We start from the raw sequence: 19,746 nt of genomic DNA on the forward strand, positions 1-19,746 counted from the left end.
TGAACGCCCCGGGCCATCCATCGCATGGCCCGGGGCGTCGTCGTTTCTGGCGCTCGGCCGGGTGTCAGCCGAGATCGAGCGCGTTCGTCAAATCGCCCGGCGGCGTCGCGCCGCGCGCGGCGAACGCGTTGTTGCGCAGGACCACGCCGTCGAGCGGCGCGAGGCCGTGCACGCGGCTGATGAAGCGCAGGATCGAGTTCGTGTCGTACAGCGTGTGATCGACGAAGCCCTTTTTCGCGAACGGCGAGATCACGAGCGCGGGAATCCGCGAGCCGGGGCCCCAGCGATCGCCGACCGGCGGCGCGACGTGATCCCACCAGCCGCCGTTCTCGTCGTGCGTCATCACGATCACGGTGTTTTCCCATTGCGGGCCGCGCCGGATATGGTCGATCACGGTCGCGATGTGGCGGTCGCCCGATTCGATGTCCGCATAGCCCGCATGCATGTTCAGGTTGCCTTGCGGCTTGTAGAACGTGACGGCCGGCAGGCGGCCCGCGTCGATGTCGGCGATGAAGTGGTTGGTCGACGGCTCGTCGCCGAGCCCCGCGTCGCGCAGATGCTTGCGGCGCGCTTCGGTGCCCGGCGCGTAGTTCACGAAGTAGTTGAACGGCTGGTGGTGGTACTGGAAGTCGGGCACCATTCCCGTGTCGCGATGCTCGAGCGCATACTGCCATGCACCGCTGTACCACGCCCAGTCGACATTCTTTTCCGACAGGCGGTCGCCGATCGTCGCGTAGCCCTGCGGCGGCATCACGCGATGGTCGGCCGGATCCGCATACGCGGCGTTGCCCGGATCGGGCGGCGGCACGTAGCTCGGCTGGTACGGCGGCGCCATCGTGTTCACACCGTAGCCGTCCGGCGTCAGCGGGCCGTCGACCGCGAATTTCGGCGGACCGTCGAGCGCGGACGCGGGCGAATCGTCGGCGAGCTTCAGGCGCGTGCCGGCCGGGTCGTCGCCTTCGACCTTCGACAGCAGTTTCGCCGCATGCGGATGCTTGTGCGCGTCCGGATACAGCGGCGGCTGCGCGGAAATTAGGAACATGTGGTTCATCCACGAACCGCCGAAGGCCGCCATGAAGAAGTTGTCGCACAGCGTGTATTGCCGCGCGAGACTCCACAGTCGCAGCGTGTCGGCCGAATTGCGGTAATGGCCCATCACGAGGCCGCCCGAATCGGCCCACGCGGCGAACTGGTTGTTGCGGCCGCCCGCGATCTGCATCTGGTTCTGGTAGAAGCGATGCCACAGGTCGCGCGTGATCACGCCGTTCGGCAGCGGCTTGCCTTGCGCGTCCGAAATCCGGAACGGCGCATTCGGCAGCTTGTCGATGTCGCGCTCGGCGATCGCGTAGCGCTTGCCGTCCACTTCCTGCGCTTGCGGCACGAGCCCGCCCCAGATCTTCGGCAGCGCCGGCAGCGGCGTCTTGCCGTCGCGATCGAGCTGCTGCGCGTGTTCGGGCCGCACTTCGCTCAGTGGATACCGCACGCCCGGGAAATCGCCGTACAGGTTCGCGAAGCTGCGGTTTTCCGCATAGATCACGACGATGTGGCGCACGCGCTGGCGCAGCGCTTCGTCGATGCGCAGGTCGGCGGCCGAACGCGGCGCGTTGCCCGCGGTGGTTTCGCAGCCGCTGAGCGCGACACCGGCGCCGAGTGCGGCGAGGCCGCCGAGCACACGGCGGCGGTCGGGATCGGCGGGTAGGTCGTCGGGGCGATCGGGGGTGTCGTTCACGTCGTGGGCTCCTCGGATGGGCGGGTGGGCATTGTCGTTCGATGCGCGCCGGCGCCGCGCGGGCTGCCGCGACGCGGGACGGGATGAGACGGCCGGCCTCGCGCGCGGCGGCGCGAGGCGACTGTCACAAAAATGTCATGCACGCGACTATAACGCGGCAAGGGGGCGGATGAAAGCCGTTCGTCCGACGATTCGACGCTGCGCGGCGAGCGGCGCGACGCCCGCGCACGAACTAGACTGGAATCGAGGGCGGTGCGTCACGGCGTGCCGCCCGGGCGAGGATCGCCCGGCAATGCCGACGACGGTGTTGTCGAGGCGGCATCGATGCGACGAACGACGCGAGACGGCGAGGCGACGATGCGCGGATGCAAGTCGTTTTCGCATGGCGGCCGCGTACCGGTTGCGCGCGTGCCGGCGTGAGCGCACGCCGCGCAGCGGAGATGGCAGGCCCGATGCGATGGACAGGAAATTCGACTACCCGGGATTGCTGATCGCGGCGGGCTTCTTCGTGCTGTTCGCCGCGCAGTTGCTGATGCTGCACCCGACGTCGACGCCGATCGCGTACAGCGATTTCCACCGGCTCGTCGCCGCGCGGCTCGTCGACGATCTCGAGGTCGGCCCGGCGTCGATCTCGGGCGCGCTGAAGATGCCGCAGGCCGGCGCGATGCTGCCGGCGTCCGACGCGGCGGTCGTGCAGCAGGTTGGCGCGCCGTGGCGCTTCACGACCAGCCGCGTGACCGACGAACACCTGATCGACACGCTGACCGCCGCGGGCATCCGCTATCACGGCACGCCCGACACCGGTTGGATCGCGTCGCTCGCGTCGTGGCTGCTGCCGCTGATGCTGCTCGTGTTCGTGTGGAACATGATGCTGCGCAAGCGCGGCGGGCTGCAGGACTTCACCGGCATGGGCAAGAGCCGCGCGCGCGTGTACGTGCAGCAGGAGACCGGCATCACGTTCGATGACATCGCGGGCATCGACGAAGCGAAGGCCGAACTGCAGCAGCTCGTCGCGTTCCTGCGCAACCCCGATCGCTACCAGCGGCTCGGCGGCAAGATTCCGAAAGGCGTGCTCGTCGTCGGCGCGCCGGGCACGGGCAAGACGCTGCTCGCGCGCGCGGTGGCCGGCGAGGCGGCCGTGCCGTTCTTCTCGATCAGCGGCTCGGCGTTCGTCGAGATGTTCGTCGGCGTGGGCGCCGCGCGCGTGCGCGACCTGTTCGAGCAGGCGCAGCAGAAGGCGCCGTGCATCGTGTTCGTCGACGAGCTCGATGCGCTCGGCAAGGTGCGCGGCGTCGGCCCGATGTCGGGCAACGACGAGCGCGAACAGACGCTCAACCAGTTGCTGGTCGAGATGGATGGCTTCCAGGCCGGCTCCGGGGTGATCATCATGGCCGCGACGAACCGGCCCGAGATCCTCGATCCCGCGTTGCTGCGCCCGGGCCGTTTCGATCGTCACATCGCGATCGACCGGCCCGACGTAAACGGCCGCCGCCAGATCCTCGACGTGCACGTGAAGCGCGTGAAGCTCGCCGCCGACGTCGATCTCGGCGAGCTCGCGTCGCGCACGCCGGGCTTCGTCGGCGCCGATCTCGCGAACGTCGTCAACGAGGCCGCGCTGCATGCGGCCGAACTCGGCAAGCCGGCGATCGGCATGGCGGACTTCGACGAGGCGATCGACCGCGCGCTGACGGGCCTCGAGCGCAAGAGCCGCGTGATGAACGAGCAGGAGAAGCTGACCATCGCGTATCACGAAGCCGGCCATGCGCTCGTCGCGGAAAGCCGCGCGCATTGCGATCCGGTGAAGAAGGTGTCGATCATTCCGCGCGGCGTCGCCGCACTCGGCTACACGCAGCAGGTGCCGACCGAGGATCGTTACGTCCTGCGCCGCAGCGAGCTGCTCGACCGGATCGATGCGCTGCTCGGCGGGCGCGTGGCGGAAGAACTCGTGTTCGGCGACGTGTCGACCGGTGCGCAGAACGACCTCGAACGCGCGACCGCGATGGCGCGCCACATGGTCATGCAGTACGGGATGAGCGAGAAGATCGGGCTCGCGACGTTCGACGACGGTGCCGCGCGCCAGGGCCTGCCCGGCGCATGGCATGCGGGCGACGGCCGCTGCAGCGAGCACACCGCGCGGATGATCGACGACGAGGTGCGCACGCTGCTGGCCGATGCGCATGCGCGCGTCGCGGCGACGCTCGGCGAACGTCGCGACGCGCTCGAACGCATCGCGCGACGGCTGCTGCAATGCGAGGTGCTCGAACGCGACGCGCTGCAGGCGCTGATCGACGCACGCATCGAACCGTCGTTGGCCGCGTCGGCCTCGTCGGGCGACGACGCCGGTGCGCGCGGCGGCGCGATCGAAACGGAGCAGGCGTCCACCGTCGAGCGCGATTTCGTCGCGTACGGACGGTCGCACGAATCCGATCGCTGAAGCCGCTGCCTGGACCGGCGCGCGCCGATATTCCGACGTCGCACGCTTTCTTTATGGTCTTTCCCACCACGACGTCGCGCTGAGCGACGCGCACGTATCAGTCGAACGGCGGCGCGCTCGAATGCATGACGACGGGGCGTAGGCGCGCGTCAGCGCGTCAGGATTCGGTCGCGGCCGCGACTTCGGCCGCTTCGGCGAGCGCTTCGAGAAAGCGCGTGCGCCACCAGTGCACGTCGGTCTTGCGCATGATCGCCATCAGCGCCGCGTGACGCTGGCGGCGCTCTTCGAGCGGCATCGTGAGCGCGCGCTGGATTGCCTGCGCGGTGCCTTGCGTGTCGTACGGATTGACGAGCAGCGCGGCCTTCAATTGCTCGGCCGCGCCCGCGAAGCGCGACAGCACGAGCACGCCCGGATCGGCCGCGTCCTGCGCGGCGAGGAACTCTTTCGCGACGAGGTTCATCCCGTCGCGCAGCGGCGTGACGAGGGCGACCCGGCTCGCGCGGTAGAGGCCCGGCAGGCGCTTGCGCGCGACGGTGCGGTGAATGTAGCGCATCGGCATCCATTCGAGCTCGCCGTAGTCGCCGTTGATCGCGCCGCACAGGCTGTCCATCTCGCGCCGCAGGTCGTCGTACGCGCCGAGATCCTCGCGGCTCGGCGCGGCGATCTGGATCAGCGTCGCACGGTCGCGGTTCTCCGGATACTGTTCGAGCAGCTCGCGGAACGCATGCACGCGCTGCGGCAGCCCTTTCGTGTAATCGAGCCGGTCGACGCCGACCAGCAACTGACGGCGCGAATACTCGTCGCGCATGCGTTCGAACATGTCGAGGCCGTCGCGATCGCGCGCGAGCGATTCGAACTCGTCGACGTTGATGCCGATCGGGAACGCGCCGGCCGACAACGTACGGCCGAACGCGCGCAGCCGGCCGTCCGGCAGCCGCGCCGCACCGGCTTCCGCTTCGACGTAATGCTCGAAGTGGAGCAGATCCGATTCGGTCTGGAAGCCGACGAGGTCGTACGCGAACAGCGAGCGCATCAGCCATTCGTGTTCCGGGATCGCGGCCATGATCGGCGGCGGCGGCATCGGAATGTGCAGGAAGAAGCCGATCGGATTCGTGCAGCCCATCGCGCGCAGCTCGGCCGCGAGCGGAATCAGCTGATAGTCGTGGACCCAGATGACGTCGTCGGGCCGCAGCAGCGTGCGCAGCTTGCGCGCGAACAGCTGGTTCACGCGCCGGTAGCCGTCGGCGAAGCGCCGGTCGAACTGCGCGAGATCGAGCCGGTAGTGAAACACCGGCCACAGCACGTTGTTCGAGTAGCCGAGATAGTAAGCGTCGTAGTCCTGCGGATCGAGATCGACCGTCGCGAGCTGAATGCCGCCGACGTTCTGGATCTGCACGTCGTCGCCATGCGTGGGGCGATCGTCGCCGCCGCGTAGCTTGCCGCTCCAGCCGAACCAGACGCCGCCGGTTTCCTGCAGGCTGTCCTTCACGGCGACGGCGAGCCCGCCGGCCGCGGCTTTACGGGGATCTGCAATGCGATTGGATACGACGACGAGTCGGCTCACCAGCTCTCCTGACGATTGTTGGGGAAAGGTTCGTGCGGCCAGGGCGCGACAGGCATACGCCGCCATCGGCGCGCGGTGCGCGATACGACGGGGCCGCATGGCGATCGGACGGGAGTCAGGGGCACGCGATTCGCCGTCCGGTCGAAAAGTGCTTTTTTAGGATACTCGTCATTCGTGCGTTTTAAAAGTCCGGGTCGACGAACGGCGCGCGCGAACCTGTCGCGCGGTATCCCATGACGGCGGTGCGGCAACGGGCGATGCCCGAGCGGGACCGAAATTTGCTGCACGCTGTGACGCAGTGGGCACAAGGCTGTGCGGCGAGCGGCGCGAATGACGCGTGATCGTACCGACGCATGCGCATGCGTGCATGACGGCATGCGCATCGTCGTCTCCGTCGCGTATGCCGTCACGCGGAAGCCGGTCGCCAGTGGCGCATGTCGGCTTCGTGCGCGTGCAGCCAGTTCGGATTCGCATCGGTAAGCGGCCCGCGGCGGGCGCCGCGAGCCGTACCGCGGTTAGAACGTCGTGCGCAATCCGGCCATCACGCTGCGGCCGCCTTGCGGTGCGAAGCCGCGCACGACCGACGTCGAGTAGCGAATTTCCTGATTCGTCAGGTTGTCGCCGCGCAGGTACGCGAGCCAGTGCGTCGGGCCGACGCGGAACTTATACGTCAGCATCACGCCGAGCGACGTGTAGCCGTCCGTCGAGAAGTCGTCGTCGGGCACCCGATGCTGCGACCACGCATGCGTGACCTGCGCACGCGCACCGAACGGGCCGTAACCGTAGTCGGCCGCGAGCGTCGCGCGCAGCGGTGCGATGCGCGGCAGCGGCTGGCCCGTGTCGACGTTGCGCGCGTGCGTGTAGTCGGCCGTCAGTTCGAGATCGACTGTGTGGCCGCGCCGCGCGAACGCGCGCCATTTGCCGTCCAGCTCGATGCCGTAGAACTCGGCGCGCACGCCGCGATAGATCGCCTCGTTGAGCGAGCCGTCGGTGCCCGGCGCGACGGGCGCGCCGTCGTCGTCCACCACGCGGCCGGTGTTGTATTCGGTCAGGTAGTTCGAGAAGCGGTTGTAGAACACGCCGACGCTGCCGCGGTTCGGCCCGCTCGCATAGCGCAGCGACAGGTCGGTCGACACGGCTTTTTCCTTCGACGCGTTCGGGTTGCCGATCAGGAACTGGCCGGTCGCATCGTGCGGGCCGTTCGAATACAGCTCGTAGAAGGTCGGCGCGCGTTCGGTGTACGCGACGTTCGCGGCGACGGACCAAACCGGCGTCAGCGAGAACAGCGCGCCGGCCGACAGGCTGCCCGCATTGAAGTCGCGCGGCTGCGCGCCCGCGAATTTCTCGATGCCGGCCGGATCGGGATCGACCTTCACGTGCTCGAAGCGGCCGCCTAGGCTCAGCTTCAGCGCGGGGACGACCTGCCATTCCTCGAGGCCGAACAGCGCGACGCTGTTGGTGCGCGTGGACGGCACGAGCATTTCGTCGCCGAGCGCCGAGAACGTGTTCTGGACGAACTGCACGCCGATCGCGCCTTCGAACGGGCCGATCTTGCGATGGCGCGCCTCGATGCGCGCCTCGTAGCCGCGGTTGCGGAAGGTGGTCGCCGTCTCGCCGTTGTCGACTTCCTTGTGGCGATAGTCGGTGTACGCGAAATCGAATTTCAGCTTCGTGAACGGCCCGCTCAGGTTGCGCACCTCGGACGCGAACGCGAGGCGTTCCTGGCGCATCCGCAGCCGCACGTCGCTTTCCGCGACGGAGCCGTAGTTCGATTCGTAGCCGCTGTACGAGAGACCGGCGAAGCCGTCCGCCCACGTGTACGACGCGCCGACCGCGCCGCCGTGCACACGCCCGTCGCTGTTCGGTACGTTGCCTTCCGGCTGCGGCGTGTCGGGGCCGTCGATCGCGCGTTGCTGGCTGCTGCGCGCGTAGCCGGGAATCCGCAGCTTGCTCGTTTCGCGGTCGAACGCGTCGACGTGGAACGCGAAGCGGCCGTTGCCGCCTTCGACTTGCGCGGCGCCCGCGCGCACCGAATTCGCGCCGCCGTAGCGCGCATCGAGCGCACCGGTCACGCCTTCGATCGCTTCGCGCGGAATCCTGTTGTCGATCGTGTTGACCACGCCGCCCACCGCGTTGCCGCCGTACAGCAGCGCGGCCGGGCCGCGCACGATCTCGACGCGCTCGATCGACAGCGGATCCTCGGGCACCGCATGGTCGTACGACAGCGACGACGCGTCATACGCCGCGACGCCGTTCTGCAGCAGCCGGATCCGGTCGCCGTCCATCCCGCGGATGATCGGACGGCCGACCATCGGCCCGTAGGTGGTGGTCGACACGCCGGGCAGCCCGTTGAGCGTTTCGCCGAGCGAATCGGCCTGGCGGCGCGTCAGCGCCTCGCCGGAAAGCTGGATGGTCGGCGCGATCAGTTCGGTGTCGCCGAGCGGGTTCGCGGTCACGAAGATCGGCGCGAGCGGCGCGGCGGCAGGCGTATGGGTGCCGGCCGCGGCGGGGACGTCGGTCTGCGCGTGAGCAGCGGCGGCGAACAGGATCAACGACAGGGACGAGAGCGGGCGAAGCGGTAAGCGAGGAAGGTCGCGCATGGTCGGTGAATCGGTTGGAATCGGATCGGATAACGAGCGATGCGGGTCACCGCTGGATACGATATATTGTTGCGTCACTGGCGCGCAATGACCCGCTGGAACGTGGCTCGGCGAGGCCCGGCCACCTGGGTTGAAACGGCGTCAGGCGGACGAGCACGCGAATGATATGTTATATCATTTCAAATTCCAAGCCGAATGGCGGGGCTCCGTCGGGTTTCTGTCGGATCGGTGAAATAGTCGCGTGAGCGGCGGGGCAGCGTGCGGCCGCCGGCTCGGGCTGTCGCGTCGACCGTCGCATCGTTCCGATGCGTTGACGCGTATCAACGTGCTCCGATACCGAAACCGGATACTGGTTTGCTCATCGACCAGACAGGAGCAACGCATGACCCAGACCATGAAAGCGGCCGTGGTACACGCGTTCGGCGAGCCGTTGCGCATCGAGGAAGTTCCGATTCCCGCACCGGGGCCGGGCCAGATTCTCGTCAACATCAAGGCGTCGGGCGTCTGCCATACCGATCTGCACGCGGCCGACGGCGACTGGCCCGTCAAGCCGTCGCTGCCGTTCATCCCGGGCCACGAAGGCGTCGGGATCGTCGCGGCGGTCGGCGCGGGCGTCACGCACGTGCGCGAGGGCGATCGCGTCGGCGTGCCGTGGCTCTACACGGCCTGCGGCCATTGCGAGTACTGCAGCACGGGCTGGGAAACGCTGTGCCATGGCCAGCAGAACACCGGCTATTCGGTGAACGGCAGCTACGCGGAATACGTGCTGGCCGATCCCGATTACGTCGGCCAGTTGCCCGCGCAGGTCGCGTTCGACGAGATCGCGCCGATCCTGTGCGCGGGCGTCACGGTCTACAAGGGCATTCGCGTCACCGACACGCGGCCGGGCCAGTGGCTCGCGATCTCCGGCATCGGCGGTCTCGGGCACGTGGCCGTCCAATATGCGCGTGCGATGGGCCTGCACGTCGCGGCCATCGACATCTCGCCCGACAAGCTCGCGCTGGCGCGGCAACTGGGCGCGCACCTGACGATCGATGCGTCGGTCGACGACCCCGCGAAAGTGATCCAGAAGGAAATCGGCGGCGCGCACGGCGTGCTCGTCACGGCCGTGTCGCGCAGCGCGTTCGCGCAGGCGCTCGGGATGGTCCGTCGCGGCGGCACGGTCGCGCTCAACGGCTTGCCGCCGGGCGATTTCCCGTTGCCGATCTTCTCGACCGTGCTGAACGGCATCACCGTGCGCGGGTCGATCGTCGGCACGCGGCGCGATCTGCAGGAGTCGCTCGATTTCGCGGCGGACGGCCTGGTGCGCGCGCACATCCATCGCGACCGGCTCGCCAACATCAACGACATCTTCGCGAAGCTGCGGGAAGGGAAGGTCGACGGCCGCATCGTGCTGACGGACATGCATTGATGCGGTGAACAGGCGCACGCCGCCGCGCGACGGATGGCGTCGCGGCGGCGGCGTGACGGTCATCCTCGCATCACGGCGCGAAGAATACGTCGGTGCGGTTCGTCAGGTTGCCTGCGTTGGTCTGGACGAAGAACGGATGGAACGACGACGACGGGCGAACGTCGAGCCCCTGATAGTCGCCGATGAAGAACCCTTCGGCGTTGGGCGCGAGCTTCATGTCGAACGGGCCGCCGACGCGCCGCTCGTCGGCGAACGTGGCGCCGGCGTCGTGCGAGATCTTGCGCCAGAAGCCGGTCGGCAGCGTCGTCGTGTTGCCGGCCTGCAGGTCGCGGAAGTCGTAGTACGTGACCATCACCGCCCCCGTGTTGTCGACGCGCACCGAGGGATTGAACGCGGGGCGCCCGGTCGGCGTGTTCACCTGTTGCGGCGCGCTCCAGGTCGCGCCGCCGTCCTTCGAGGTCGATAGCGCGATCTCGTCGTACGTGCCGCCGTTGAAGCGGCTGTCCTGCCACGCGACGTAGAGCTGGCCCGATGCCGGGTCGATCGCCGGCTCCGGAATGATGTCGCCGGTGCGCACGGGTTCGCCGGTGTTCGGATCCGTGACGCCGACCGTCTGCAGCCCCGCGATGATCCGCGGCTTGGTCCACGTCGCGCCGTCGTCGGTCGACTTGACGAACGCGACCTTGCCGGCCGCCTTGTTGAACGGCGGCTGGATCAGGTCGAAGAAATCGTAGAGCGTGCCGCTCTTCGGATCGACGACGATCTGGTTGCCGATCGTCTGCTGGCGCGACGGCACGTCGACGATGACCTTCGCGGCGCTCCACGTCTTGCCGCCGTCGGTCGTCTTCGAGAACAGCGTCGGCCCGCGGTACGCCGCCGTGTGCAGGTTCGCGTACGGATTGCCGTTCGGCAGCTCGAGGCGGTCCCATACCGCATACGCGGTGCCGGCCTTCACCGGGTTGGCGGTCACCGATTCCTTGTCGTTGAAGAACTGCGTCGTCGGTTCGTCGTTTGCGATCAGCACGGCCGGGCTGCTCCATGTCTGGCCGCCGTCGGTCGACACCGACGCGCCGACCGCGTTGGCATTGTTCGACTGGTTGAACGAGATCGATACCGAATACGCGGTGCCTTCCGGCCCGAACGAGACCCACGGATCGGACGCGCGCTCGTACTTGAGCCCGCCCGGCGCGCAGGCGCTGAACGGCTGCGGCGTGCGCGCCCACGTTGCGCCCGCATCGAACGTGTAGCCGGCGACGAGCCCGTGGGCGCCGCCGTTCGACCAGCGGTCCTGCTGCCACACGCCGATCATGTTGTTCGGGTTCGCCGGGTTGACCGCGAGCCACGGTTCGACTTCTGCATTCACGTAGTTGGTGCCCGGGCCGCCGATGGTGCACGCGGCGAACGGGCTCGGGCCGGACACGACGACGGGGTCGGCGTGCGCGGCGGCAGCGGCGGCCAGCGCCATCGCGGCGGACAGGCGGGTGACAAGCGGATGGGACACGATCATGCGTCGCATGGACGACTCCTCGGTGAGGTGCGGGGGCGATGGCGGGGCACGACGAGGCAATGCGAACCGAAGCGCGGCCGATCGTGCCGCGCACGTCGTGACGTCCGGTTCAGCGTGCCGCTTCAGTCATCGCAATCCGCGTGCGCTGGATGCCGCCAGCGCTTCGGTTAAGACTCCTCTTCGTTTTCAATGCTTGTCGGGTGTGTCTGCGATGTCGACCCGACGGGAACGCCAGTCAGGGCATGCGACGAATGTGTCGAAGTGGATTGCAATGTAGGCGATTCGAATGTCGCGCGACAGGCGGTTTTTTGTAACAGGACGTAGCCGGAAAGCGTTGCCGGAAGCGGGTGGCCGGCATGCAAGATTTGCCGTTGCGGCGGCATGAAAATCGAATCGAAAACGCGAATCGCAATCGCTTGCGATGGATGCCGGCGCGAGCCGGTCGCCAGCGCGCGATGCGCTGCTCAGCGCTCTGCCGGAAACCGTTCCTGCAACGCGTGCAGCCAGCGCGCGACGACGTCGAGTTCGTCGTCGGAAAACCCGTCGCACAGCTTGCCGTTGAGTTCGCGCAGCAGCACGCGCGCACGCTTGAGCGCCGCGTGGCCTGCGTCGGTCAGATAGAGCCGCGTTGCGCGGCCGTCGTCCGAATCGGCGTGACGCGTGATGAGGCCGGCCTTCGCCATCCGGTCGGCGAGCCCCGTCATCGCGGACGGCGCGAGCTGCAGCGCGGCGCCGACTTCGCCGATCAGTGCGCCGTCCCGCTTCGCGAGGCAGAACAGCGCGCCGGCCTGCGCGGCGCTCGCGCGCGTGTCGGTTTCGGCGTTGCGGTCGATCCAGCGCTGCACGCGCCGCTGGCCGATGTTCAACATGAAAAACAGTCGTCGGTCTTCGCTCAAGCTGGGTTCCCGGCTGCAATGGAAAGGGACGGACGGCTCGCGCTGCGCGGCGTGTCGATTGCCTGCGCGAGCCAGTCGGCGACGTCGGGCCACAGCACGGCGCCGGGCCGGCTGCGAAAGAAGCCCATGTGCCCGACCGGGCCGCTGCCCGCCGCGCGCGGATCGATCTGGCGGCGTTCGACCTTCGCGCGGGCCAGATAGCTTACCAGCAGGCCGATCGCGGCCGGGTTCGCCCACGGATCGTCGTCGAAGCCGAGCGCGAGGATCGGCAACTGCTGCTTCGAGAAGCGCTCGGCCGCGCCAAGCGTCGGATCGTCGAAGAAGTAGTGCGGCAGCGTCGTCCAGCGGCTCCATTCGCGGAACACGCCGGCCGGTAGATCCTCGCCGAGCCCGAGCCGCTTGCCGGGTACGTAGCCGAGCAGCGCGGACATCAGCGGGCCGAGCACGCGCAGGATGAGCCGGACCTTCACGCGTTCGGCCGCCTGCGCGATCAGCCGCGTGCTGCCCGCATGCGCGGCGACCAGCACGGCCGCGCGCAGATGCGGCGTCGCGCCGGACAGCCCGATCGCATGTCCGCCGACGCTATGGCCGACCGCCAGCAGCGGCAGCCCTTCGTAGGCGTGCCGGGCCCATGCGGTCGCGGCGCCCACGTCCAGCTCCATCCAGTCGCGCATGCGGGCCCGCAGCGCGCCCAGGCGCGCGGGCCGCGATGCGCCGATGCCGCGATAGTCGTAGGTCAGCGCCGCGAAACCGCGCTCGGTCAGGAAGCGTGCGAAGCCCGCATACAGCCGCTCGGGCACGGCCGTTGCCGGATGGATCAGGACCAGCGCGCGCGGCGTCGCGTCCGGCGACCACAGCGTGCCGTGCAGCACATAGCCGTCGGCCGCGGAAAACTCGATGGGTTGGGAGGTCATGGCCATCCTCGATCGGGCAGTTATTTCGTATGCGAAATATAGTTCAGGATTTATTTCGTGTGCGAAATATATATCGAGGAATCGTTCGAAATTCACGAAGCGGCGGCCGGCGGCGAGCCCCGCTCATGGACGAATGCTTCATAAAACATTCGCATCTTTACATAGAAGAATATTGCGTTTGTGTCATGAAGTGGATCGACGTATCTTCACCGGTTCCATCCGTCTCGCCGGCGGTTTCGCTCGGCGGACGAAACGGACAAAAGGGCGCCGCGGTCGCGCGGCTGCCCGCCAACCTTCCGGGAGATCATGTTGTTGAGCCGAATCGTCACGGCGCTCTTGCTGGCGCTCGCCGCGCAGCCGGGCATCGCCAAAGACACCGTCACGCTGCGCGTCGGTGAACAGAACTACTTCAACATCCAGGCGTCGATGGAAGCGTCCGGCGTGCTGAAAGACCTGCCTTACACGATCGAGTGGAAGCACTTCCAGGCCGCCGCGCCGGTGGCCGAAAGCCTGAACGGCAACGCGATCGACATCGGCTTCCTCGGCGATTCCGCGCTGCTCACGCTGGCCGCGCGCGGCGCGCCGGTCAAGGTCGTCGCGGTGTCGCGGCAGAGCCTCGACGGCGTCGCGATCCTCGTGCCGAAGAACTCGCCGGTGCGCACCGTGGCCGACCTGCAGGGCAAGACCATCGCGGTTTGGCGCGGCGCCTGGAGCCAGCAGCTCGTGCTGCGCGCGCTCGAACATGCGGGCCTGCGCGCCGATTCGGTGAAGTACGCGTACCTGATGCCGATCGACGCGACCAACGCGCTCGCGAACGGTTCGGTCGATGCGGTATCGCTGTGGGAACCGTTCGTCAGCACGCTCGCGTTGCGGCAGGGCGCGCGGCCCGTGACGACCGCGCAGGGGCTGATGCCCGCGCTGAGCTTCGTCGCCGCGAACGAGCAGGCCGCGTCGGGCAAGCGCGCCGAGATCACCGATTTCCTGCGGCGCGTGGTGGCCGCGCGCCAGTGGGTCGACAGTCATCCGCGCGAGTACGCGGACCTGTGGGCGAAACGCGCGAATCTCGAACCCGACGTCGCGTATCGCTGGCTCAACAATGCCAAACAGCGCGTCGGCCCGGTCGACGAAACGGCCGCGAAGGATGCGCAGAACACGGCCGACTTCCTGCACAAGTCCGGCGTGATTCCGGCCGCGTACGACACGTCGAAGCTGCTCGACCGCTCGTATGCGGGTGCGTTCGCGCAGAAGACGGCAGCCGCGCAGTGACCGTGCGGCCCGCTTCACGATTCCCGCGATTTCCGCGATTCCCGATCGACATGCCCAAGGACACCCCGACATGCCAGTCGACATCATCGGCATGATCACCGCGACACCCGGCGCGGAGGTCGACGTACCGGGCGGCGCGGCCGTCCAGCCCGACTACGTGCGCCGCTTCGCGCAGGCGCACGAGGCGGCCGGCTTCGACCAGATCCTGGTCGGCCATTTCAGCAACGCGGCGGACGGCTTCATCGTCGCGTCGTTCGCGGCCGCCGCGACCGAACGCATCCGGCTGCTGCTCGCGCACCGGCCGGGCGTGATCGTGCCGTCGGCCGCCGCGCGGCAGATCGCGACGCTCGACGTGTTCAGCGGTGGCAGGCTCGCGCTGAACGTGGTGTCCGGCGGCGACGATGCGGATCTGCAGCGCGACGGCGATTTCGTGCCGCACGATGCGCGCTATCGCCGCACCGGCGAATATCTCGACGTGCTGAAACGGATCTGGCGGGCCGATGCGCCGGTCGATCACGACGGCGCGTTCTATCGGCTGCGCGGCGCGTCGCCGGTCGTGAAGGGCGCGCAGCGGCCGCACGTGCCGATCTACTTCGGCGGCTCGTCGCCGGCCGCGCTCGCGGTCGCCGGTGAGCATGCGGACGTCTACATGACGTGGGGCGAGCCGCTCGACGCGGTGCGCGAGCAGATCGCGCGCGTGCGTGCCGCTGCCGCGCCGTTCGGGCGGGCGCCGCGCATCAGCGTGTCGTTTCGGCCGATCGTCGCCGATACCGAGGCGGCCGCGTGGGAAAAGGCCGAGGCGATCCGCGAGCGCGTGCGCGCGGCGCGGATCGCGAACGGCCAGCCGATCGCGGGTCACGCGCCGCAGAATGCGGGCTCGCAGCGGCTGATGGCGGCCGCCGCGCAGGGCGACGTGGTCGACGAGCGGCTGTGGATGGGCGTCGCGAACCTGACCGGCGCGCGCTGGAATTCGACCGCGCTGGTCGGCACGCCCGAGCAGGTCGCGCGGGCGCTGGGCGCGTATTACCGGCTCGGCGTATCGACGTTCCTGATTCGCGGTTTCGATCCGCTCGACGATGCGCTGGCTTACGGGCGCGAGCTGATTCCGGCGATTCATGCGCATGTCGCGGAGCTCGACCGGTATCGGGACGCGGTGTCGGCGTAGGCGAACAAGCAGTGAGTCGAATCGCCCCGGCATCGCCGTCACGGCATGCCGGGGCGAGTGCATTGAACGCTCAAAACGACGGCAACCCCGGCGGATTGGTCTCCGCCCGCGCGATCGCCTCGCTCTGCAACCCCCAGCGCGCGAGCGCCTGTCCGTAGCGGCCGTTGCCGATCAGCGCATTGGTCGCGAGCGTCAGCGCGGGCGCGAGCCCGCTGCCGCGACGCGTCGCGATCGCCACATCCGCATTCGCCGGCCAGCCGGCATTGACGACGCCGACACGGCGAATTTTGCCGCTTCGCGCGGCCTCGTACGCGAGCGACGCGTTCGGGTTCAGCTCCGCATCCGCGCGTCCCGACAGCAGCGCGACGCGCGCGGTCGCATCGTCGTCGAAATAGAGCAGCTCGGCCGGCTTCAGCCCCTGCGCGACGTTGCGCTTGCTCCATTCGAGCAGGATGCGCTCCTGGCTCGTGCCGGCGCCGGTGATGATCCTCAAACCCGCGACGTCCTTCGGCTCCGCGATCTTCGCGATCGGGCTGGCGGTGCGCACGTAGAAGCCGTGCAGCCCGAGCCGGTAGGTCGTGAAATCGTATTTCTCCTTGCGCTTCTCGGTCACGCCGACGTTCGAGATCACCGCGTCGTACTTGCCGGACGTCAGCCCGAGCGGCCAGTCGGCCCACGCGATCGGCACCAGCACGAGCGTGCGGCCGAGCGCGTCGGCGACGAGCTGCGCATAGTCGGGATCGGCGCCGACCACGGTGCGCGCGTCGGTCGCATAGGTCGACACCGGCGGTGCATGCGGCGAGATCGCGACCGTGAACGCGCCGTCGCGCACCCAGTGGTAGCCGCTTGCCGCGCGGATGGCCGCGTCGTCGGGGCCGGCGCGTGGGCGGCCGGCCTGGCGCGGATCAAGATCGGCGGTGGCGGCCGCCGCGCGCGCCGCATGCCACGGCAGGCCCGATGCCGCGACCAGCGCGGCCGTGATGAATCGGCGTCGATCGGTCATCGCGCGGCACCTCGCAGGTGGGAAGCGGCGCGCATCACAGCACCCGCGACAGGAACGCACGGGTGCGCGAATGCGACGGCGCGTCGAGCACGACGGCGGGCGGCCCGGCCTCGACGATGCGCCCGCGTTCCATGAACAGCACGTTGTCCGCGACTTCGCGTGCGAAGCCGATCTCGTGCGTGACGATCACGAGCGTCGTGCCCGAGCGCGCGAGTTCCTTGATCACGTCGAGCACTTCGTTGACGAGTTCGGGATCGAGCGCCGACGTCGGTTCGTCGAACAGCAGCACCTTCGGTCGCAACGCGAGCGCCCGCGCGATCGCGACGCGTTGCTGCTGGCCGCCGGACAACTGGCGCGGGTACGCATCGGCTCTATCCGCGAGGCCGACCCGCGCGAGCAGCGTGCGCGCGGTGTGCTCGGCGGCATCGCGCGTCACGCCGGCGACGGCAATCGGCGCTTCGATCAGGTTCTCGAGCACCGTCAGGTGAGGGAACAGGTTGAAGTTCTGGAACACCATGCCGACGGCCGTGCGTCGCTTCAGCACATCGCGTTCGCTCAATTCGTGCAGCACGTCGCCGTCGCGGCGATAGCCGATCAGTTCGCCGTCGATGTCGATGAAACCGTCGTCGACGCGTTCGAGATGGTTGATCGTGCGCAGCAGCGTCGACTTGCCGGAGCCCGACGGCCCGACGATCACGGTCACGCTGCCGCGCGGCGCGACGAACGATACGTTGTCGAGCACGCGCTGCATGCCGAACTGCTTCGACACGCCATGCACGGCCACTTCGCCGCCGGTGCGCGACACGGCCGCCGCGGTATCGGCGCGCGTGCCGGCATCGCTGCGTGCCTGCGCGATCGATGCCGCGCGGCGCGATGCGACACGCCGCCAAAGCCCGGCTATGCGCGCGAGCGCGAACGTGACCACGGACGGTGGCGGATTGCGCAGCGCGCCGCGCGCATAGTGCCGCTCGACCTGCACCTGGATCGCGGACAGCGCGGTCAGGATGATCAGGTACCAGACGGTCGCGACCATCAGCAGCGGAATCACTTCGAGGTTGCGGCGGTAGATCACCTGCACCGTGTAGAACAGCTCCGGCATCGCGAGCACGTACACCATCGACGTGCCTTTCGCGAGCGAGATCAGATCGTTGAACGCAGTCGGCAGGATCGCGCGCATCGCCTGCGGCAGCACGATCCGCGACGTCTGCCGGCCGCGCGGCAGCCCGAGCGCGGCGGCGGCTTCGAGCTGCCCCTGGTCGACCGCGAGAATGCCGCCGCGGATCACTTCCGCGGAAAACGCCGCGTGGTTCAGCGTGAGGCCGAGCACGGCCGCGAGGAACGGGCTGATCAGATCGGTGGTCGGCGTGTCGAACCACACGATGTCGGTGAACGGCACGCCGAGCCGCACATGCTCGTACAGGTAGCCGAGGTTGTTCAGGATCAGCAGCAGCACGATCAGCGGAATCGAGCGGAACAGCCACACGAAGGTCCAGGCGCTGGCGGACAGCAGGCGCGAACGCGACAGCCGGGCCAGCGCGACGAACGCGCCGAGCACGAAGCCGAACACCGCGCCGAGCAGCGTCAGCACCAGCGTGCGCGCGAGCCCCGACAGCACGGGCGGCGACAGGAACCATTCGGCGAACACAGGCCAGCCCCATTGCGGATTGCCGAGGATCGAATGCAGCGTGATCGCGATCAGCACGAGCGCGAGCACGGTGCCGGCCGTGCGCGACCGGTGGCGCGCGGGCACGATCCGCACATGCGTGCCGGGCTCGCGTGTGCCGGGGGAAGAGAGCGGCGGCAGCGCGCCGCCGAGGTGGGTCGTGTCGCTCATGTCGTGGGAATCCTCGAATCGATCGATCGGGCAGATGCGCCGCGCCGCGCACGGGCGGCGCGGCGGCGTCAAGCGTGCGCTTCGGCGGCCGCTTCCTGTGCGGCGCCAGGCGTCGCGTAGCGGCTCGCCTTGCGCGGCAGACCGAGGTGGTCGCGCAGCGTGGCGCCGGGCAGGTCGCGGCTGTAGCGGCCGCGCGCCTCGAGCACCGGAATCACGAGCTCGATGAAATCGTTGACGCCCTGCGCCTGCACCGGAAAACCGAGGATGAAGCCGTCGCCGGCGCCCGCGTCGTGCCAGCGGATCAGTTCGTCGGCGACGTGCTCGGCCGTGCCGATGAAGTTCGGGCGCGGCGTCGCGACCGCGAGCGCCGTCTCGCGCAGCGTCAGGCCTTTCTGTTTCGCATCGGCCTTGATGCGGTCGGTGGTCGAGCGGAAGCTGTTGCGGCCGAGCTCGCCGAGTTCCGGGAACGGCGCGTCGAGCGCGTACTGCGTGAAATCGTGGTGATCGAAATAGCGGCCGAGGTACGCGAGCGCTTCGTCGATGGTCAGCAGGTCGCGGATCGCCTGGTACTTGTCCTCCGCTTCGGCGGCCGTGCGGCCGACGATCGGCCCGACGCCCGGGAAGATCTTCACGTCGCCGGCCTGCCGCCCGTGCTCGATGGCGCTCTGTTTCACGCGCCGCGTGAACGCGGCCGTTTCGTCGATCGACGGCGAATGCGTGAACACGGCATCCGCGTATTTGCCCGCGAGGCCGATGCCGGTATCGGACGAGCCGGCCTGGAAGATCACCGGCTGCCCCTGCGGCGAGCGCTGGATGTTCAGCGGGCCCGCGACCTGGAAGAAGCGGCCGTGGTGATCGAGCGTATGCAGCTTGTCGCGGTCGAAGAAGCGGCCGGTCGCGCGATCGCGCACGAATGCATCGTCGTCCCAGCTGTCCCACAGACCCTGCACGACGTCGAGATATTCGTCGGCGATCTCGTAGCGCAGTTCGTGATCCGGGTGCGCCTTGCCGTAATTCTTCGCAGTGCCTTCGAGCGGCGTCGTCACGACGTTCCAGCCCGCGCGCCCGCCGCTGATCGCGTCGAGCGACGCGAGCTGGCGCGCGACCGTGAACGGTTCGCTGTACGACGTCGAAATCGTGCCCGCGAGCCCGATCTTCTTCGTCGCGACCGCGAGCGCCGACAGCACGGTCAGCGGCTCGAAGCGGTTCAGGAAGTGCGGGATCGATTTCTCGTTGATGTAGAGGCCGTCCGCGACGAACGCGAACGCGACGCCGGCGGCTTCCGCCTTGCGCGCGACGCCGATCGCGAAGTCGAGGTTGATGCTTGCGTCGGGCGGATTGCTCGGATGCCGCCACGCATTCATGTGGCTGCCTGCGCCTTGCAGCATCAGGCCGAAAGGGATCGATCGTCGGGTCGTCATGA

13 protein-coding genes are annotated in these 19,746 nt (G+C 68.6%); 4 read left to right on the forward strand and 9 right to left on the reverse strand.

The window, feature by feature from the left end:
- Window positions 1–64: 64 nt before the first annotated feature.
- Window positions 65–1,729, reverse strand: coding sequence for an acid phosphatase (locus tag J8I33_RS01180; RefSeq protein WP_209932666.1), 1,665 nt, complete (start codon window positions 1,727–1,729; stop codon window positions 65–67).
- 457 nt (window positions 1,730–2,186) lie between these two features.
- Between J8I33_RS01180 and ftsH the strand changes: the two genes are divergently transcribed.
- The gene (gene ftsH / locus J8I33_RS01185; RefSeq protein ID WP_209932668.1) at window positions 2,187–4,163 is read left to right on the forward strand and encodes an ATP-dependent zinc metalloprotease FtsH; all 1,977 of its coding nucleotides are present in this window, start codon (window positions 2,187–2,189) and stop codon (window positions 4,161–4,163) included.
- Between the two features lie 157 nt (window positions 4,164–4,320).
- On the opposite strand, the gene otsA is transcribed toward ftsH, so the two are convergent.
- Complete coding sequence (gene otsA / locus J8I33_RS01190; RefSeq protein WP_209928659.1) at window positions 4,321–5,727, reverse strand: alpha,alpha-trehalose-phosphate synthase (UDP-forming); 1,407 nt, start codon at window positions 5,725–5,727, stop codon at window positions 4,321–4,323.
- A gap of 515 nt (window positions 5,728–6,242) precedes the next feature.
- On the reverse strand, window positions 6,243–8,327 hold the full coding sequence (locus J8I33_RS01195) for a TonB-dependent receptor (protein ID WP_209932670.1): 2,085 nt from the start codon (window positions 8,325–8,327) through the stop codon (window positions 6,243–6,245).
- 382 nt (window positions 8,328–8,709) lie between these two features.
- Between J8I33_RS01195 and adhP the strand changes: the two genes are divergently transcribed.
- Window positions 8,710–9,738, forward strand: coding sequence for an alcohol dehydrogenase AdhP (gene adhP, locus J8I33_RS01200; protein ID WP_050014086.1), 1,029 nt, complete (start codon window positions 8,710–8,712; stop codon window positions 9,736–9,738).
- A 70-nt stretch (window positions 9,739–9,808) separates the two neighbouring features.
- On the opposite strand, the gene J8I33_RS01205 is transcribed toward adhP, so the two are convergent.
- The 3 genes from J8I33_RS01205 to J8I33_RS01215 all read right to left on the reverse strand — a co-directional run bounded on the left by J8I33_RS01205 (window position 9,809) and on the right by J8I33_RS01215 (window position 13,055).
- On the reverse strand, window positions 9,809–11,254 hold the full coding sequence (locus J8I33_RS01205; RefSeq protein WP_209928663.1) for an exo-alpha-sialidase: 1,446 nt from the start codon (window positions 11,252–11,254) through the stop codon (window positions 9,809–9,811).
- Between the two features lie 455 nt (window positions 11,255–11,709).
- Complete coding sequence (locus tag J8I33_RS01210) at window positions 11,710–12,141, reverse strand: MarR family transcriptional regulator (RefSeq protein WP_209932673.1); 432 nt, start codon at window positions 12,139–12,141, stop codon at window positions 11,710–11,712.
- Window positions 12,138–13,055 carry an alpha/beta hydrolase gene (locus J8I33_RS01215; protein ID WP_209932675.1) on the reverse strand — a complete coding sequence of 306 codons (918 nt, stop codon included), beginning with the start codon at window positions 13,053–13,055 and terminating at the stop codon, window positions 12,138–12,140. The genes J8I33_RS01210 and J8I33_RS01215 overlap by 4 nt, the downstream gene beginning before the upstream one ends.
- Before the next feature lie 306 nt (window positions 13,056–13,361).
- On the opposite strand from J8I33_RS01215, the gene J8I33_RS01220 reads away from it, so the two are divergent.
- The gene (locus tag J8I33_RS01220) at window positions 13,362–14,321 is read left to right on the forward strand and encodes an ABC transporter substrate-binding protein (protein ID WP_050014082.1); all 960 of its coding nucleotides are present in this window, start codon (window positions 13,362–13,364) and stop codon (window positions 14,319–14,321) included.
- Between the two features lie 70 nt (window positions 14,322–14,391).
- Window positions 14,392–15,486 (forward strand): LLM class flavin-dependent oxidoreductase, encoded by a 1,095-nt coding sequence (locus J8I33_RS01225; protein WP_209932680.1) that lies wholly within the window; start codon window positions 14,392–14,394, stop codon window positions 15,484–15,486.
- A 70-nt stretch (window positions 15,487–15,556) separates the two neighbouring features.
- Here J8I33_RS01225 and J8I33_RS01230 read toward each other — a convergent pair whose 3' ends face one another.
- The 3 genes from J8I33_RS01230 to J8I33_RS01240 form a co-directional block, all read right to left on the reverse strand.
- The gene (locus J8I33_RS01230) at window positions 15,557–16,489 is read right to left on the reverse strand and encodes an ABC transporter substrate-binding protein (protein WP_209932682.1); all 933 of its coding nucleotides are present in this window, start codon (window positions 16,487–16,489) and stop codon (window positions 15,557–15,559) included.
- 34 nt (window positions 16,490–16,523) lie between these two features.
- Window positions 16,524–18,323, reverse strand: a complete 1,800-nt coding sequence (locus J8I33_RS01235; RefSeq protein ID WP_209932684.1) for an amino acid ABC transporter permease/ATP-binding protein — start codon at window positions 18,321–18,323, stop codon at window positions 16,524–16,526.
- Between the two features lie 68 nt (window positions 18,324–18,391).
- A complete protein-coding gene (locus tag J8I33_RS01240) occupies window positions 18,392–19,744 on the reverse strand; it encodes an LLM class flavin-dependent oxidoreductase (protein WP_209932686.1) in 1,353 nt (450 codons plus the stop codon).
- Window positions 19,745–19,746: the final 2 nt, after the last annotated feature.

Source organism: Burkholderia sp. AcTa6-5 (assembly GCF_017815075.1).
GTDB lineage: Bacteria > Pseudomonadota > Gammaproteobacteria > Burkholderiales > Burkholderiaceae > Burkholderia > Burkholderia sola.